12 protein-coding genes and 1 pseudogene are annotated in these 16,497 nt (G+C 72.1%); 4 read left to right on the top strand and 9 right to left on the bottom strand.

Annotated elements, in window-relative coordinates:
- Positions 1-43 precede the first annotated feature (43 nt).
- Genes VIS07_04015 through VIS07_04005 form a run of 3 tightly spaced genes read right to left on the bottom strand, consistent with a single transcriptional unit; the run spans position 44 to position 1,913 of the window.
- On the bottom strand, positions 44-382 hold the full coding sequence (locus VIS07_04015) for a transporter (GenBank protein HEY8514663.1): 339 nt from the start codon (positions 380-382) through the stop codon (positions 44-46).
- Positions 379-903 (bottom strand): MmcQ/YjbR family DNA-binding protein, encoded by a 525-nt coding sequence (locus tag VIS07_04010; GenBank protein HEY8514662.1) that lies wholly within the window; start codon positions 901-903, stop codon positions 379-381. The genes VIS07_04015 and VIS07_04010 overlap by 4 nt, the downstream gene beginning before the upstream one ends.
- A gap of 2 nt (positions 904-905) precedes the next feature.
- Entirely contained in the window at positions 906-1,913 is a 1,008-nt protein-coding gene (locus VIS07_04005) for a prenyltransferase (protein ID HEY8514661.1), read from the bottom strand.
- Between the two features lie 197 nt (positions 1,914-2,110).
- Here VIS07_04005 and VIS07_04000 point away from each other — a divergent pair, with 197 nt between their 5' ends.
- On the top strand, positions 2,111-2,773 hold the full coding sequence (locus tag VIS07_04000; GenBank protein HEY8514660.1) for a hypothetical protein: 663 nt from the start codon (positions 2,111-2,113) through the stop codon (positions 2,771-2,773).
- Between the two features lie 27 nt (positions 2,774-2,800).
- Here VIS07_04000 and VIS07_03995 read toward each other — a convergent pair whose 3' ends face one another.
- The gene (locus tag VIS07_03995) at positions 2,801-3,814 is read right to left on the bottom strand and encodes an NAD(P)H-dependent glycerol-3-phosphate dehydrogenase (GenBank protein ID HEY8514659.1); all 1,014 of its coding nucleotides are present in this window, start codon (positions 3,812-3,814) and stop codon (positions 2,801-2,803) included.
- Between the two features lie 571 nt (positions 3,815-4,385).
- On the opposite strand from VIS07_03995, the gene VIS07_03990 reads away from it, so the two are divergent.
- Positions 4,386-6,716 (top strand): hypothetical protein, encoded by a 2,331-nt coding sequence (locus VIS07_03990; protein ID HEY8514658.1) that lies wholly within the window; start codon positions 4,386-4,388, stop codon positions 6,714-6,716.
- Positions 6,717-6,794: 78 nt separating this feature from the next.
- Here the strand turns inward: VIS07_03990 and VIS07_03985 are convergent, their stop codons facing one another.
- The 3 genes from VIS07_03985 to VIS07_03975 all read right to left on the bottom strand — a co-directional run bounded on the left by VIS07_03985 (position 6,795) and on the right by VIS07_03975 (position 9,373).
- Positions 6,795-7,799 carry a hypothetical protein gene (locus VIS07_03985; protein ID HEY8514657.1) on the bottom strand — a complete coding sequence of 335 codons (1,005 nt, stop codon included), beginning with the start codon at positions 7,797-7,799 and terminating at the stop codon, positions 6,795-6,797.
- A 112-nt stretch (positions 7,800-7,911) separates the two neighbouring features.
- Entirely contained in the window at positions 7,912-8,499 is a 588-nt protein-coding gene (locus tag VIS07_03980; GenBank protein ID HEY8514656.1) for an acyloxyacyl hydrolase, read from the bottom strand.
- Positions 8,500-8,614: 115 nt separating this feature from the next.
- On the bottom strand, positions 8,615-9,373 hold the full coding sequence (locus tag VIS07_03975; GenBank protein HEY8514655.1) for an SDR family NAD(P)-dependent oxidoreductase: 759 nt from the start codon (positions 9,371-9,373) through the stop codon (positions 8,615-8,617).
- 285 nt (positions 9,374-9,658) lie between these two features.
- Between VIS07_03975 and VIS07_03970 the strand changes: the two genes are divergently transcribed.
- Together VIS07_03970 and VIS07_03965 are read left to right on the top strand one after the other, a co-directional pair.
- The gene (locus VIS07_03970; GenBank protein ID HEY8514654.1) at positions 9,659-12,739 is read left to right on the top strand and encodes a hypothetical protein; all 3,081 of its coding nucleotides are present in this window, start codon (positions 9,659-9,661) and stop codon (positions 12,737-12,739) included.
- A 137-nt stretch (positions 12,740-12,876) separates the two neighbouring features.
- Positions 12,877-14,349 (top strand): potassium/proton antiporter, encoded by a 1,473-nt coding sequence (locus VIS07_03965; GenBank protein ID HEY8514653.1) that lies wholly within the window; start codon positions 12,877-12,879, stop codon positions 14,347-14,349.
- 72 nt (positions 14,350-14,421) lie between these two features.
- Here VIS07_03965 and VIS07_03960 read toward each other — a convergent pair.
- Both VIS07_03960 and VIS07_03955 read right to left on the bottom strand, forming a co-directional pair.
- A pseudogene (locus VIS07_03960) lies at positions 14,422-15,180 on the bottom strand (endonuclease/exonuclease/phosphatase family protein).
- Positions 15,181-15,928: 748 nt separating this feature from the next.
- Positions 15,929-16,390 carry a GatB/YqeY domain-containing protein gene (locus VIS07_03955; protein ID HEY8514652.1) on the bottom strand — a complete coding sequence of 154 codons (462 nt, stop codon included), beginning with the start codon at positions 16,388-16,390 and terminating at the stop codon, positions 15,929-15,931.
- Between the last annotated feature and the right edge of the window lie 107 nt (positions 16,391-16,497).

Here is a 16,497-nt window from a genome sequence, read left to right as displayed (position 1 = left end):
GCCCGTCAAGCACGCGTCCGGCGAGGCGCGTCAAGCGACGCGGTCAGGCGAAGCGCGCCAGAATCACCAGCGAGCCGATGCCCATCAGGATGCCGAGCGCCTCCCACGCCGACACGCGCTCGCCGAAGAAGAGCGCGCCGACCAGCGTCAGCAGCACGATCATCGCGACGCTGTAGAAGACGCCGATCGTGGCGAGCTTCAGGTGCTTCATCACGAAGACCCAGCCGAACGCGGTCGAGGCGTAGATCGCGAAGCCGATCGCGAACCAGCGGCTGCGCCAGGGCACGGCCTGCTCGCTCGCCATCTTGAGGAACGAGTCGCCGACGACGCCAATCGCGCTGAACAGCATCGTGACGAGGATCGCGAGCGTGGTCTGGCTCATCGCGCGCGTCCCCCGGGCTTCGCGCTCCGGCGCGACGCGGCCTTGCGCGCCTCCGCCGACGGCGACGTCGTCGTCGCCGCAGCAGCGCCCGAACGCCGCGACGCCCGCGACGCAGGCGCCGCAGCCGACGCGCCCGCGTCGAGCTTCGCCACCGACTTCGGCGGCGCCACCATCCGATACGCTTCCTCCACCAACCCTGCGATCATCTTCCAGTCCGCCTTGCCGTCGATGCGCACGCCGACCCAGCCCTTGCCGCCCAGGTAGGGCGGCACGAAGCAGCGGTCGGGGTGCTCCTCGACCAGCGCCTCCTGCATGCCGAACGGCATCGGTAGCCAAACCGCGAGGTGCTCGGCGCCGTGATGGTGCGTGTCCATCAGCGCGAACATCTTCCCCGCGCGCCACGTCGGCTCGCCCCAGGCGATCTTCTCGGTCGCGTCGGGCAGCGCGAGGCAGATGCGGCGCAGCCGCTCGATGGCGCGCGCTTCGGCCGCGCTCTTCGGCAGCTTGACGGGGTGCGCCACCGCTAGCCGACGAGGCCGATGCTCCGCGCGACGACGTCGAGCACGAGCCCGAGCAGGAACAGCAGCCCGAAGCGACGCGTGTGCTGGAAGCTGAACGCCGCGTACCAGAGCGGCCACACGCCCGGCGGCAGCTCGGGCGGCGGCGCGGCCGGACGCGGGTGCGAGTACGCGCGGATCGCGCGCCACGCCCACTGGCCCGCGAACAGCACGACCAGCATCAGCCACGAGAGGTACCCGATCGCGATCAGGTAGAAGACCAGCACGTACTGCAGCACGATCATGCCGATCGTCGCGATGCGCGAGTTGCGCTCACCGAGCAGCACCGGCATCGTCCGGATGCCCTTCGCACGGTCGGCTTCGAGCTTGTCGGTGTGCTTGCCGAACAGCACCGTGGTCGCGGCGAGCGCGCACGGCAGGCTCGCGAGGATGACGTCCCAGCTCACCGCGCCGGTGACGACGTAGTAGCCGCCGCCGACCATCAGCGGTCCCCACACCAGGATCACCGCCACCTCGCCCATGCCGATGTACTTGAGCGGCCAGGTATAGAAGAGGACGAAGAACGCGCCGATCGCGAGCAGCGCGAGCGTCGCCTCACCGCGCACCGAGACGAGGTAGAGCCCGGCGGCGAGCGCGATCGCGCCGGTCACCGCGATGTACGCGAGCAGCTGGCCGCGCGTCATGAGCCCGTGCTCGAGCGGCTGCGGGCCGTACTGCGAGCGGAAGTAGTTGTCCTTGTCGACGCCCTTCAGGTGGTCGGTGAAGTCGTTGATCAGGTTGTTGGTCGCGTGCGCGAACAGCAGACCGACGGTGACCATCAGCCACGGCAGCAGGTGGAAGGCGCCGTCGCGCAGCGCCAGCAGACCCGCGATCGCCGCCGAGTTGAACGTCATCACCAGCACGGCCGAGCGCGTCGCGATCAGCCAGCGCGAGACGACGTCGAGCGCGTCCCACTCGTCCTTGCTGACGCGCGGGATCACCCGCACGGCCTTGCCCCACATCGCGACGTTCATGGCGTTTCTCCCCGGTGTCTGGACGCGGGCACGATAGATGCGCGGGTGCGGCGTCGCAACGACGGTCGCTTTCCCCGTCGCCCTCGGGTATGCGGCTTGCTGCGTCGTGAGACGTACCGCTTCGAGCCGTCGATGAGCCCCAACATCGACGGCGGGCGGCGCTCGCCGCGCCGCGGCCCGCAGCGGTTCTTGCAACGATGATCCACGAATTACTCGTCCTCGCGGTGCTCGCCGCGACGCCGCCGGTCTTCCCGGAGTCGTTCTGCGCCGAGCTTCCGAAGGCGACCCCGGAGCTGCGGGACTGGGTCGCGCAGCTCGATCCCAATCTCGGCGACGGCGCGCTGCACGTCCTGCCCGAGGACACCGCGCTCGAGCTTTTCCAGCGCGCCTCCGACGCCGGCTGGGGCAGCGTGCAGTTCCTCACCGGCGACGCCTTCCGCGAGCCGTGCACGGTCTACCTCTCGCAGGACGTGCTGCGCAGCGTCGACGACCGCTTCGAGCTCGACCTCGTCACCCGCGTGCAGGGTCAGGACCAGCACGGCCGCGACTTCGCGATGATCGCGATGCTCGCCGGCAACGGGCGTCTGCTCGCGGTCTACGACCGCGACGCCATCGTCTACCGCAACGAGAAGGAGGAGCGCGACTTCCAGCTCGCGTCGCGCATCGCGCTCGCGACCCCGGCACACGGACGCCTCGAGAACATCGACGGCCTGTGCGCCGAGGTGACGCTGCTCGGCTGCATCGACATCGACTCGCTGGTGAAGAAGGGCGACGTGATCCACGTCACCGCGGGTCCGTTCACCACCGAGTCCGAGGTCACGCCGATCGAGCCGCGCAACGCGCAGAGCGCGCGCCGGTGAGCCCGCGCGCGCTCCGCTTCACGCGCGCTACTTGATGCCGACGAGCTCTTCCTTGTACTCGCGCGTCAGCAGGATGCGCAGCGCCTCGAGCAGCGGCCGGCGACGGTGCAGGACGTGGTACACCTGCTCGGTGATCGGCATGTCGACGCCGTGCTTCTGCGCGAGCGCCCACGCCGCCGCGGCGGTGTAGTAGCCCTCGGCGACCGTCCGCTGGCTCGCCAGGTAGGCTTCCGGATCGAAGCCCGCAGCGACCTTCATGCCGAGCTGGCGGTTGCGCGACAGGTCGCCCGTGCAGGTGAGCACGAGGTCGCCAACGCCCGCCATGCCGAGGAACGTCAGCGGATCGGCGCCGAGCGCGACCCCGAGGCGCGTCATCTCCGCGAGCCCGCGCGTGATCAGCGCGGCGCGCGCGTTCGCGCCGAGGCCGAGACCGTCGCTCGCTCCGGCGGCGACCGCGATCACGTTCTTCAGCGCGCCGCCGACCTCGACGCCGATCGGATCGCCGCTCGTGTAGACGCGGAAGGTCGGCGAGTGCAGCCACGGCTGCAGACGCCGTGCCGCGTGCATGCCCTTCGACGCCGCGACGACGTCGGTCGGTAGCCCGCTCGCGACCTCGCGCGCGAAGGTCGGTCCGGAGAGGAACACGACCCGCTCCTCGCCGACGTCGGGCATCGTGTCGCCGAGCACCTCGCTCATCAGCTCGAGCTGCTCTTCCTCGATGCCCTTCGACGCGACGACGACGACCGCGTCCTCGCCGACGTAGGGCGCGACCTCGCTCGACACCGAGCGCAGGTACTGCGACGGCGGCACGAGGATCACGAGATCGGCGCCCAGCACGACCTCCTCGAGATCGTTCGATGCGCGCAGGTCGGCCGGCAGCTCGATGCCAGGCAGGAAGAGGAGGTTCTCGTGACGCTCGTTGACGTCCGCAACCACCTGCGGCTCGCGCGCCCACAGACGCACCGTGTGCTCGAGGCGCGAGGCATGCGCTGCGAGCGCCGTGCCCCATGCGCCGGATCCGACGACTGCCACTTTCGCCATCTGCGTTTCTCCTGGCCGCGCCCTTCGCCGTGCGGTCGAACGGGCGAGTGCAGCATCGTCGTGCATGCGGCGGCCGCGTGCAACTCGGGCCGCGTTGCGGTGCGAGCGTCACTCCGGCGTCGCAGGCCGTCGCACGGACGCCGCTGCCGAACGTTCGGTCGCCTCGGGACCTCCCACGCGCCAAGCCAAATCTTGCTGCGCAGTCCGCGCGGGACGCGGCGACGCGGCCGCTCTGCCCGCGCTTCGCCCGCGTTTCGCGTCATCGCGACGTGCCGGTCCTCGACTTGCATCGCGCTCGCCCCGCAGACCGTTCGACCGCGGTCCGGGGGGACCGGTCGAAGCTTCATCCGGCACCTTCGTTCCGCGACCGAGCAGGGAGGACCTCACCATGCACGTCATGTGGTCCGCCGAAGCGCTTCCTCGGCTCGTCTCCCACGCACACGTCGCCTGGCTCGTCCGCCTGGCGGCGACGCTCACCGCGGTTCTCGTCTTGCTCGCCATGGCCGCGCCCCATGCTCACGCCGCCGCGATCGAGCGCGTCAGCGTCGCCTCGGACGGCGCGGAGGGCGACATGAGCAGCACCGCATCGGCGCTCTCCGCAGGCGGTCGCTTCGTCGCCTTCGTGAGCAGCGCGACCAACCTCGTGCCCGACGACACCAACTTCATGCTCGATGTCTTCGTGCACGATCGCCTGACCGGCACGACGGAGCGCGTCAGCGTCGCCGCCGACGGCACCGAAGCGGACGGTCAGAGCGCGACGCCGTCGCTCTCGGCCGACGGCCGCTACGTCGCCTTCGCGAGCGCAGCGACGAACCTCGTGCCCGGCGACTCGAACGGAGCCTTCGACGTCTTCGTGCGCGACCGCGTCGCCGGCACGATCGAGCGCGTCAGCGTCGCGTCGGACGGCAGCGAGGGCAACTTCGACAGCATCTCGCCCTCGATCTCGGAGGACGGGCGCTACGTCGCGTTCGCCAGCGCCGCGTCGAACCTCGTCCCCGGCGACACCAACGGCTCGTTCGACATCTTCGTGCGCGACCGTCTCGCGCAGACGACGGTGCGCGTGAGCGTCGCGTCGGACGGCACCGAGGGCAACAGCCTGAGCCTGTCGCCGCGCATCTCGGGCGACGGCTCGGTGGTCGCGTTCCACAGCTTCGCGTCGAACCTCGTCCCGGGCGACACGAACAACGTCGCCGACGTGTTCGCGCGTCTGATGGCGACCGGCGAGACCGTGCGCGTCAGCGTCGCGACCGACGGCACGCAAGGCAACCAGCAGAGCGTCGGCGCCGCGGTGTCGGCCGACGGTCGCTTCGTCGCCTTCGACAGCGACGCCTCGACGCTCGTCCCGAACGACTTCAACGGGCGCACGGACGTGTTCGTGCACGAGCTCGCGAGCGGCATCACCGAGCGCGTCAGCGTCGGGCCGGACGGTGTCGAGGGCAACAACCGCAGCGGCTTCGTCGATCCGCCGGCGCTGTCCGCCGACGGACGTTACGTCGCGTTCACCAGCGGCGCGGACAACCTCGTGCCCGACGACACCAACAACGTCGTCGACGTGATGCTGCACGATCGCGTGACCGGCGAGACGATCCGCGTCAACGTCGCGGCCGACGGCAGCGAGGCGGACGGCCCGTCGACGCTGTGGCCGAGCGTGTCGGCGGATGCGCGGGTCGTCGCGTTCGCGAGCCTCGCGACCAACCTCGTGCCCGACGACACGAACTTCCTGCAGGACATCTTCGTCTGGGTCGACACGTGCGGCAACGGTACGCTCGACGTCGGCGAGACCTGCGACGACGGCAACCTCGAGGACGGCGACTGCTGCTCGTCGAGCTGCACGCTCGAGCCCGAGGGCAGCGCGTGTGACGACGGCAACCTCTGCACGCGCAGCGACGCGTGCGACGCGGCCGGAGCCTGCGTTGGCTCGGATCCGGTCGTCTGCGGCGCCGGCGGCACCGACGGATCCGGCCAATGCGGCTCCGCCGCGACCTGCGATCCGGCGACCGGCGAGTGCGTCGGCGGCGCGCTGCCCGACGGCAGCCCGTGCGACGACGGCGACGATTGCACCGTCGAGGACTCGTGCCTCGACGGCGTGTGCGAGCCCGGCGACCTCGACCCGTCGGCCTGCCTGACGCCGTTCCAGTGCTACGGCGCGGAGAGCAAGAAGAAGTCGAAGTCGTGGCACGCGTCCGGCAAGGTGCTGGTCGAGGACCTCTTCGAGGAGGCGCTCTACCACCTCGGCTCGACCGGCCAGATGTGCACGGCGCTCGGCGCGGCCGACGGTCAGGACGCGTCGCGCATGGTGTGCGTGCGGATGAAGCACGCCAAGACCTGGCGCAACGAGAAGCCGAAGACCGTCGAGATCGAGAACGCGTTCGAGACCGAGGTGCTCAAGATCGGCAAGCCCGTGCAGCTCTGCATGCCGACCGGCGCGCCGAACCCGCCGCTCGAGCCCGGGCTCGACAGCTTCAAGTGCTACGAGGCGTCGGAGAAGGGCGGCAAGGACCACGGCAAGGCGCACGCGTGGGGCCTGGCGAGCGCGCAGCACGCGAAGCACCACCACGGCCGGCACGACCCGAAGAAGAAGCACCACGCGAAGCACAAGAAGCCGAAGAAGCACCACGAGCGACCCGATCCGCTGGTCGTGACGCTGACCGACGAGCTCGGCACGGTGCAGGTCCGCGTCGACCGCGTGGAGATGCTGTGCAACCCGGCGAGCATCGAGGAGAGCGGCGTGCTGCACCCCTCGGCCCACCTGGTCTGCTACCGCATCGACGACAAGCACCATCACGGCCGCCACAAGCACTTCCAGCCGCGCACGGTGACCGTCGCCAACCACTTCGGCCAGGACGTGGTGGCGCTCCTGACCCGCGACCACCTCTGCGTGCCGTCGCTGGTGCTGCCTTGACCGAAGGCTCGCCGGACCCGCACGACGGCTGCGGGTCCGGCGGGCTGCTCCCGCGTCGCGTGCTGCGCCGCCGTCGCGTCAGGCGCTGGCGCGCACCGGCTCCGCGGGGAAGCGGATGTACTCGTCGAGGATGAGGCGCGCGAGCCGCTCGTCGTCCGGTCGGGCGACGATGCGGCCGCGCTTTTTCAGATCCGCGACGAAGGTGTCGAGGATGGTCGCGAGGTCGAGGTCGTCGGTGTGCTCGTCGTTGATGCGCGCCTCTTCTTCGTCGGCGAAGCACCAGGCCTTCCACGAGATCGACAGCCGGAGCTCGTCCCACGCGTAGCGCGCACGCACCTCGTCGCCGGCGCGCACGCTCCAGCGGCCGTCGGGATCGCGGTGCAGACGCGCGCCGGGCTCGATCTTCGGCAGCTCGACGTCGCGCAGCGCGAGCGGATCGATGCCGTGGAACACGGAGTCCGTGTCAAGCACAATCGCCGTGTTCCGGCGTACGGCGAGGCGCCGCGGCGGCGCGTCCGGACCGTCCGGATGGAAGGTGAACTCGCCGCCCTCGCAGTCGTGGTACCAGCTCACGCCGGTCGCGATGTGGCGTCGCCAGCGCTCGAACAGGCCCGAGTGGTGCATCGCGACCAGCAGCCACTCGGGCTCGCGCGTGCGGTTCGCGCCGCGGAACTCGGGCACGTCGGTGTGCATCGCGAGCTCCTGCCCCGGCACGAGGACGTTCAGGTAGACGATCGCCGGACGCACGACGTTGCGTCCGGTCACGTAGCGCGCCGCCTCGACGAACGCGGGCAGCTGCTGGAAGAAGGTGATCTCCGGGAACAGCGGCTGCTCGTAGGCGAAGGTGTCGCGGAAGTAGTTGGTGCGCGACGCGAGCTTCCACACCGGATCTTGCCCCGCGCGGCGCTCGAGGAAGTTGCGGAGCGCGTCGTAGCGCTGCGGGATGCCGGCGCCGAAGCCTTCCTGACGCCGGCCCTCGCCGTAGGTCGGGTATGGGGCGTGCCGCTCGACGATCTGCAGAACCTGCTCGACCTCGTGCTCCGGGAGGAGCGGGTCGAGCTCGACGTAGCGTGCGGTGGTCACCGGTCGTGCATAGGCCGCACGCCGAGCGCAGACAAGCGAACGTTCCGTACGCCCGACGTCGCGCCACGCGACGGCCGCGCGCACCACGGTAGACGGCGCGCGCGACGACGCGTCAGCGCTTCGGAAACCAGTCGAGCCCGACGAGCACGAAGTGCGTGTCGAGCCCGAAGTTCTCCGAGCCCAGGTCCGCGTTCGACACGTGGCGGAAGCGGTAGCCGAGGCTCAGCGCCAGGTCGCGCCGCAGGAAGACGTTCACGCCGACGCCGACCACCTCGTTGAACTCGAACGGTCCGCCGAGGCCGATGCCCTGCAGCCCGGTGTACATGACGCCGGCGCCGCCGTGGAAGTACGGCACCACCGTCTGCCCGCGGTCGTACGACAGCTTGAACGTCACGGGGTTGATGCCGAACTCGATCGCGTCCTGCGAGTTGTGCACGCCCGCGACCCAGCCCTCGACGACGATCTTGAGGTCGAGGTGGTGGCGCGCGAGCGGCTCGTCGATCGCGTCCCAGAGAAGCCAGCCGACGTGCCCGTAGAGCGGGACGATCTGGACGTTCTCGCGCTCGGACTGGCCGAAGCCGGTGGAGAAGCCGAACTCCTGCACGCCGCTGCGGTCGCCCGCACGCGCGCCCCCGACGCAGAGCAGGACGAGCGCCGCCGTGACGAGCGTACGCGCGAGGAAGGATCGTTGACGACGCAAGCAGGCTTCTCCGGAGCGACGTCCTTAGATGCTCCGCGAAGCCATGTCGAACGCGCGCGTCCTCACCGCGCGCGGAGAGCCACACGCCCAGCGCCGACTGGGCGCATGCGACCCGCTACGTCGTGATGCCGCCGTCGATCGAGACGATCGAGCCCGTCATGTAGCGCGCGTCGTCCGAGGCGACGTAGGCGATCAGCGACGCGATCTCGTCGGGCTCGGCGTTGCCGAGCGGCGAGCGCAGCTTCGCGAGCAGCACCGGATCGGCGCCCGGCGGCAAGACGCGGAAGTGATCCTGCAGCGGCGTCGTGATGCCGCCCGGCGCCACCGCGTTCACGCGCACGCCGCGCTTGACGTACTCGTCGGCGAGCGCGCGCGTCAGGTTCACCACCCCGCCCTTCGACGCGCAGTACGCGGCGCTGTACGGCGCGCCGCGCACGCCCGCGTTCGACGCCACGTTGACGATCACGCCGCCGCCCTCGAGCAGGTGCGGCAGCACGGCCTGCGCCATCAGGAAGGTGCCGCTGAGATTGACGGCGATGATCCGCGACCACTCCTCGAACGGCATCTCGTGCGTGTTGGCGAACTTGCCGATGCCGGCGCAGTTCACCAGCACCTGCGGGCGTCCGAGCGCCGCGACCAGCGCGTCGACCGCCGCGCGCACGGAGGCGGGATCCGCGACGTCGACCGCGAACGCCTGGGCCGTGCCGCCCGCCGCGACCGCGTCGCTCGCGGTGCGCTCCGCGCCCTCGCGGTTCACGTCGAGCGCCGCGACGCGCGCCCCCTCGCGCGCGAAGCGCAGCACGGTCGCGCGCCCGAGACCCGAGGCGGCGCCGGTGACGACGCAGACGCGGCCGGCGAAGCGGGCTTGCGACATGGCGCCGCTCCTATCCGAGGTCGCGCGCGCAGGCAACGCGTCAGTCTCCACGAGCTGCGCCACGAGCCACCGCGGCGAGGTGCGCCGGCCGCGAGCGCGCCGCGCACGGGTCGACGATGCGGGCCGCGCGCGGCGCGAAAGGCAGGTCGGACCGCGAAACCGTGTTGCCTTGCGCGCAACGCAAGCCCTATCGTGCGGCCGGCTCGAGTCCGTCCGAGCCTCGGCAACGTCGACCACGGAGTCTTTCTGAGCGCCGCGCCACCCACGATCCGCAGTCTCGGGGCCGTGTGCGTCTCGCTGGCGATCGCGCTGCTCACGGCGCGCGACGCACGCGCGGTCACGGTGTGCTCGGCCGCCGAGCTGTGCGCGCCCGCGGCGAACCCGTGCACGGTGTCGGTCACGCGCGACGTCGCCGCCGGCTGCCACCTGGACTTCGGCGCGCGCAGCGTGGTCTTGACCGGGACGCTGCAGGCGGAGACGCCGGGCGGCTCGTTCTCGGTGAGCGCCGGCGAGCTCACCCTGTCGGGCGGCCGCATCCGCTCGGTCGGACCGAGCGGCCGCGCGGGCGGCAACGTCACCGTGACCGTCGCGGGCGCATTCCGGATGCACGGCTCCGGCCCGTCCCTCGACGTGAGCGGCGCCGCCGGCGGCGGCGTCCTGCGCCTCGACGCCGGCTCGATCGAGATCCTCTCCGGCAGCGTCGAGGCGGACGGCACCGGCACCGAGTCCTGCGGCGGCGTCGTCGGCATGCGCGCCGCGAGCGGTCCGCTGCTGGTCGCGGCGCCGGTGCGCGCGACCGGCCACTTCCTGTGCGCCGGCGGCTACGTCGAGCTCGCCGGACAGGGCGTCGAGATCCGCTCGGCGCTGAACGTCAGCGGCGGCGACTTCCCGGGCGGCGTGACGCTGACCGCGGAGACCGGCGATCTCGTGCTCGCCAGCACCGCTTCGGTGCGCGCCAACGGCGAGCAGATCGACTTCGAGGACGGCGGCGACGGCGGCCCGATCGCGCTCGTCGCGGAGAGCGGGAACGTCACGCTCGCCGGCAACGTCGAGACCGACGGCGCGAGCCCCGAGGGCGAGGCGGGCAGCATCGTGATCGTCGCCGGCGGAACCGTGCAGACGACCGCGCTGCTCACCGCGCAGGGCAACGGCGGCGGCTCGAACGGCGGCTCGATCGAGATCGACGCGGCGGGCGACGTCACGCTCGGCGGCAACGTGCGCGCGACCGGCGGCAGCGCGGCGGGCGGCGGCGAGATCGACGTGCGCAGCGACGGCACGGTGACGATCGCGGCCGGCAAGACGGTGCAGGCGAGCGGCGGCTTCTTCGGCGGCGGCTCGATCACGGTGCGCGACGCCTCGAGCATCGTCAGCGCCGGCACCGTCGAGGCGCGCGGCGCCTCGGGCGGCAACGGTGGCTTCATCACCTTGGAGAGCTGCCGCGTGTCGATCGCCGGACCGCTCGACGTCACCGCCGGCAGCGGCGGGCGCGCCGGCGGCAACGCGGTCACCGCGGGCGTGGTCGACGTGACGGCGAGCGCGCGCCTGCTCGCGACGCCGTGCGACGCGCCGAACGGCGCGCCGTGCAACCTCTTCGTCACGAGCGGCGGCACGCCGACGATCGACCCGCTCGCGGTGGTGAGCCCGCTCGCCGAGGTCCGGGTCGATGCGCAGCTCGCCATCTGCTGCGGCAACTCGACCATCGAGCCCGGCGAGACCTGCGACGACGGCAACGGCGTCGGTTGCGACGGCTGCTCGCACCTCTGCCGCCTCGAGCCGACGCCCGCGTGCCCGAGCGACGGCAACGAGTGTACCGCGGATTGCGTGCCGCACCTCGGCTGCGTCTACGCGCCACGCACCGGCGAGAGCTGCAGCGACGACGGCAACGCGTGCACCAACGACGTCTGCAGCGGGACCGGCGCGTGCGTGCACCCGCCCCGCCAGTGCAACGACGGCATCGCGTGCACCGTCGACACGTGCCAGCCCGGCGTCGGCTGCGTCGCGACGCCCGACGACGAGCGCTGCGACGACGGCGAGTCCTGCACGAGCGAGATCTGCGTGCCGGGCACCGGCTGTCAATACCAGAACGCACCGAACGGAACGTCGTGCAGCGACGGCGACGTCTGCACGACCGGCGACGCGTGCGTGGACGGCTCGTGCGTGCCGCAGGGGCCGCCGCTCGAGTGCAACGACGGCGACGTCTGCACCGAGGACTCGTGCCATCCCGCGCTCGGCTGCCTGAACCAGGAGGACCCGCTCGTCTGCGGCTGCGCGGGCGCGCCGCCCGGCACGCCGTGCGTCGACGGCAACGACTGCACGCGCGGCGACGTCTGTGACGGCAGCGGCGTGTGCACGCCCGGACCGTCGTGCCCGGACGACGGCGACGCCTGCACGATGGAGAGCTGCATCGCGGGCAACGGCGTCGAGCTGTGCCTCTCGATGGACAACCAGTGCGCCATCGATTGCACCTTCCTCGCCGACGGCACGCCGTGCAGCGACGGCTCCGCGTGCACCACCGGCACCTGCCAGGCGGGGAGCTGCGTGAGCGTCCCCATCGCCTGCGGCGACGGCGACCCGTGCACCGGCGAGGACTACTGCGTCGCGGTGCTCGGCTGCCGATCCGCCCATCCGCCGCTCGAGCACCCGCTCTGCACGGCGCCGCCGGGGCCGCTCGAGCCGTTCGTCTGCTACCGGAGCAGGCCGAGCAAGGGCAGCGCGCCGTTCGGATCGCTGCCCGGCGTGCCGGTCGTCGACCGCTTCGGCGCCGGGCTGGTCGACGTCCGCAAGCCGCAGGTGCTGTGCATGCCCGCGGACGTCGCGGGCGACGCGCCCGAAGCGCCGTCGCAGCCGGACGTCCTCGCCGGCCACCAGCTACGGCTGCGCTCGGCGACGCCCAGCGCCGAGCCGCGCGTCGGCGTCGAGGTGGTGAACCGCTTCGGCGCGGTGCACGTCAATCTCAAGAAGGCGGACCGGCTCGCGGTGCCGACCGCCGTCACGACGGAGACCCCGCCGAGCGGACCGACGCCGCCCGATCCGGACCACCTCGCCTGCTACAAGGTCGCGCCGACGCCCGGCGCGCCGAAGTTCGTGCCGGTGCGCGAAGTGTCCGTGCGCGACGCCTTCGGCACGCTGACCGTCGACCTGCGCAGGCCGGTGCGTCTGTGCACACCGGCGAGCGTCGCCGGCCACGATCCGAGCGCGCCCGGACACGCGCTGCAGCTCCTCTGCTACCAGGCGAAGACCAGCTCGCGGACGCCGCGCTTCACGCGGCGCAACGGCCTGCTGTTCGGCAACGTGCTCGGCGGCGGCGCGCTCGACGCGGTGTCACTGGCCGAGGTGTGCGTGCCGTCGACGATCGTCGCGGACTGAGCTCGTCCCACCCTCGTCCGCCGAGCGCGTCGCCAGCGCGCGGTGGACGCGCCGCGACGCGGTGGCGCTGCTCCCCGGGTCGCCTATACTGCCGTCACGGCCGCCGTCCCCGCGTGCCGGTTTCGTCGTTCCTCCGCATGGAGCCGCTCGCCACCTCGATCTTCCTCACCGCCGCCGGCTTCCTCTTGCTCGCGGGCGCGCTGATGAGCCCGATGTCGCGCAAGCTCGGCGTGCCGATGCTGCTCGTCTTCCTGCTCGTCGGCATGCTCGCCGGCGAGGACGGGATCGGGGGCATCCCGTTCGACAACTACGAGACGGCGTTCCGCCTGGGCTCGCTCGCGCTCGTCCTGATCCTCTTCGACGGCGCTCTCAATACAAAAGTCAGCACGCTGCGCAGCGTGGCCGCCCCGGCGCTCGTGCTGGCGACGCTCGGCGTCGTTTTGACCGCGGCGATCACGGCGGGAGCCGGGCTGCTGCTCGGCCTGTCGCTGCCGGTCGCGGTGCTGGTCGGCTGCGTCGTGTCGTCGACGGATGCGGCGGCGGTGTTCAACGTGCTGCGCGGCGGCGGCATCCGCCTGCGCGGCAAGACCGGAGCGCTGCTCGAGGTCGAGTCCGGCATCAACGACCCGATGGCGATGATGCTGACCGTCGTCGGCACGGAGTACTTCGTCGGCGGCCCGCAGGCGGGGGAAGGGACGCTGATCTTCCTCGCGCGCCAGCTCGTGGTCGGCGCGATCGGCGGCCTCGCGATCGGCTGGCTCGGGCGCTTCGTCCTGCACCGGGCGCACCTGCCGGCCGCCGGCCTCTACCCGGTGCTCAGCGTGGCGATCGCGCTGATCGCGTTCGGGCTGCCGAGCCTCTTCGAGGGCAGCGGCCTCCTGTCGGTGTACCTCGCGGGTCTGGTGATCGGCTCCGGTGGAATGCCGTACCGCGCCGGGACGCTGCGCGTGCACGACGCGCTCGCCTGGCTCGCGCAGCTCGTGATGTTCCTCATGCTCGGGCTGCTGGTGATGCCGCAGCACCTCGTGTCGTTCGCCGACGAGGGCTTCGCCGTCGCCATCGTGCTGGTGTTCGTCGCGCGTCCGATCGCGGTGCTGCTGCTGCTCGCGCCGTTCCGGATGGAGCTCAAGGAGCGGCTGTTCACCGCCTGGGTCGGGATGCGCGGGGCGGTCCCGATCATCCTCGCGACCTATCCGGTGCTGCGCGGCGTGCCGAGTGGCGACGAGATCTTCCACGTCGTCTTCTTCATCGTGCTGCTGAACGGCCTCGTGCCGGGCGCGACGCTCGCGTGGCTCGCGCGCCGCTGGCAGCTCACCGCGCCCGCGATCACGGCACCGCCGGCGAGCGTCGAGCTGGTGTCGCTGAGCGACTACGCCGGCGAGTTCCACTGGTACTACGTCGCGCCGCCGTCCGCGGTCTGCGGCGCGCACGTGCGCGACCTGCCGCTACCGACGGATTGTGTCTTGACGCTGATCCTCCGCGGCCACGAGGTGCTCGCCCCGCGCGGCATGACCTGCCTGCAGCCCGACGACCACGTCTGCGTGTTCTCGACCAAGGAGCACAGCGCGTTCCTGAACCTGCTCTTCGGCGCGTCCGACGAATCCGACTGAGCCATGCGCGGCCGCGCGCGGCACGTCGCGTCCGGGACGGAGATCGAGCACGAGCGGTAGGTGGTCGCTCGCCGCGCCGTCGTCGCGCTCGAGTCCTGCGGCGGTACGCGCGGCGTCGTCGAGCCTGGGCACGTCGAGCGCGAAGGCGCGCGCCGCGGTCGCTTGCGAGCCGTCGTAGAGCAGCCAGTCGAGCCGTCCGGGCGAGAAGCGCGACCACGGCTGGATCCACGTGTAGGCCGCGCGGTCACCGAGGACCATGGTGTCGGCGACGGCGAGCGCGCCGCCGTCGGCCGCGAGCGCGGCGCGCAGGATCTCGAGCGGCTGCGACGAGCCGACGAGGTTGAGATCCCCGCCGACGACGCGCACGCAGTCGCCCGCTCCCGGCAAGGCGGCGGCGAGCAGCTCGTTCACCGCCCGCGCCTCGGCGCGGCGCGCGGCGTCGCGCGCGTCGGTCGAGGAGCCGCAGCACTTGAGGTGCAGCGACGTCGCGCACACCCGGCCCTTCCGCGTCTCGGCGACGCCGGCGACGACGCGCAGGTACTCGTCGCCGCGGTACGCGTCGGCGGGCGCGTCGCCGGGACGCGCGACGCGCTCCGCGAGGAGCCTTTGCCAGGGCGCGCGCGCCGCGAGCGCGACGCCCCAGCCGGCCGACGTCAGCGCCTGCCACCGCGCTTCTCCGGGCACGTGCGTGTCGAACCAGGCCGCGATCTCCTCGGCGCTCGCACCGTCCCACTCCTGCAGCAGCACGACGTCGGGTCGCAGCGCGCGCAGCACGCGCGCGAACGGCTCGGGCTCGTTGCGCGGCTTCGCGAGGTGGACGTTCCACGACACGACGCGCAGCTCGCCGTCCGCGGCGCTCGGGATCGCGACCGGCGACGCCGTGCTCGCAGATGCGTTGGGCGACGCGCTCGACGGCGTACTCGACGCCGCGTTCGGTGCCACGCTCGACGCCGCGCGCGGCGGCAGCGTCAGCTCGGCGACCTCGCTCCGCCAGGCGGGCGCACCGTCCTCGCCCTCGATGCGCGCCTGCGCCCGCACCGTTCCGCTCGCGAGCGCCGAGCTCAGCTCGGGACGTCCGCGCACCTCGCGCGCGATGCGCAGCTCGAAGTCGCGCGACGCGAACGTCGGCGCGACCACCAGGTCGAGCGCCGCGTGCCCGAGGCGTCGTGCGTTCGCGTTTGCCTCGGCCGCGTCCGACGGGCCCGCGAGCGCGCGCACCGCGACGCCCTGCCCTTCGCTCTCGCGCGGCGAGAACACGACCTCGAGCGCGGGCTCGATCGCGAGCACGAGCGGCGCGTCGGCAGCCTGCAGCGTGCGCTCCTCGGGCAGCGTCAAGCGCACGTAGAGGTAGTCGTCGTCCGCGCGCAGCGTGACGCCCGGCGGCCAGTCGTCGAAGCGGCCGTCGAGGACGACCGGCGCCGGCGCCTCGCTCGCCGCGGGTCGCGTGCAGCCGAAGAGAGCGGCCGCGACGACGAGCAGCGCGACGAGGCTCGCGCCCAGCGCGCGCGCTCGCGGCGCGCGGCGTGTGGCTTCGGCGTACGGTCGCGGGACCACGCGACGCGCTGCCGTCGCGGCGGCTTCAGCCGCCGGCGAGGATCTCCTCTGCGACGCGCTTGACGTCGGCCGCCTCGACCTTGCCCTTGTGCGTCTTCATCACGTCGCCGACGAGACGACCGACCTGCTTCGGATCGCTCACGCCGAGCGCGGCGATGCGCTCGCGCACCAGCGCGCGCAGCTCGTCCTCGCTCATCGTCTTGGGCAGGTACTGCGAGACGAAGTCGATCTCGAAGCGCAGCTTCTCGAGCGCTTCGCGGCCGCGCTCGCCGGCCTTCTCGTACTCCTCGGCCGCCTTCTGCAGCTGCTTGCGGTACGCCGCCATGACGTCGAGCAGCAGCGCGTCGTCGACCTCGCCGGAGAAGCCCTTCGCGGTGCGCCGTTCCTGCACCTTGGACTTGATCATGCGGACGACGTCGAGCGTCGCCTGGTCCTTGTCGCGCAGCGCCTGCTTGAGGCGGGCATCGAGATCCTGCTCGATCGGCATGTCGCGCTCCTAGCACGCCTCGCGGCGCGACGCTGCAGGAACGGCGCAGCGACGTTTGGAGCGACGTGGACGACGCTCGTGGGCCTCGACGTCGCCGTCCGTTTGCC

It is taken from the genome of Candidatus Binatia bacterium (genome assembly GCA_036563615.1).
GTDB lineage: Bacteria > Desulfobacterota > Binatia > UBA12015 > UBA12015 > DATCMB01.
The sequence above is the reverse complement of the archived record's forward strand: the minus strand, read 5'-3'. Positions and strand labels throughout refer to the sequence as shown.

What these genes read in the sequence shown, in the direction of transcription:
- VIS07_04015 (HEY8514663.1), bottom strand. Translation starts at nt 382, where the DNA reads ATGAGCCAGACCACGCTCGCGATCCTCGTCACGATGCTGTTCAGCGCG.
- VIS07_04005 (HEY8514661.1), bottom strand. Translation starts at nt 1,913, where the DNA reads ATGAACGTCGCGATGTGGGGCAAGGCCGTGCGGGTGATCCCGCGCGTC.
- VIS07_04000 (HEY8514660.1), top strand. Translation starts at nt 2,111, where the DNA reads ATGATCCACGAATTACTCGTCCTCGCGGTGCTCGCCGCGACGCCGCCG.
- VIS07_03995 (HEY8514659.1), bottom strand. Translation starts at nt 3,814, where the DNA reads ATGGCGAAAGTGGCAGTCGTCGGATCCGGCGCATGGGGCACGGCGCTC.
- VIS07_03990 (HEY8514658.1), top strand. Translation starts at nt 4,386, where the DNA reads ATGAGCAGCACCGCATCGGCGCTCTCCGCAGGCGGTCGCTTCGTCGCC.
- VIS07_03975 (HEY8514655.1), bottom strand. Translation starts at nt 9,373, where the DNA reads ATGTCGCAAGCCCGCTTCGCCGGCCGCGTCTGCGTCGTCACCGGCGCC.
- VIS07_03965 (HEY8514653.1), top strand. Translation starts at nt 12,877, where the DNA reads ATGGAGCCGCTCGCCACCTCGATCTTCCTCACCGCCGCCGGCTTCCTC.
- VIS07_03955 (HEY8514652.1), bottom strand. Translation starts at nt 16,390, where the DNA reads ATGCCGATCGAGCAGGATCTCGATGCCCGCCTCAAGCAGGCGCTGCGC.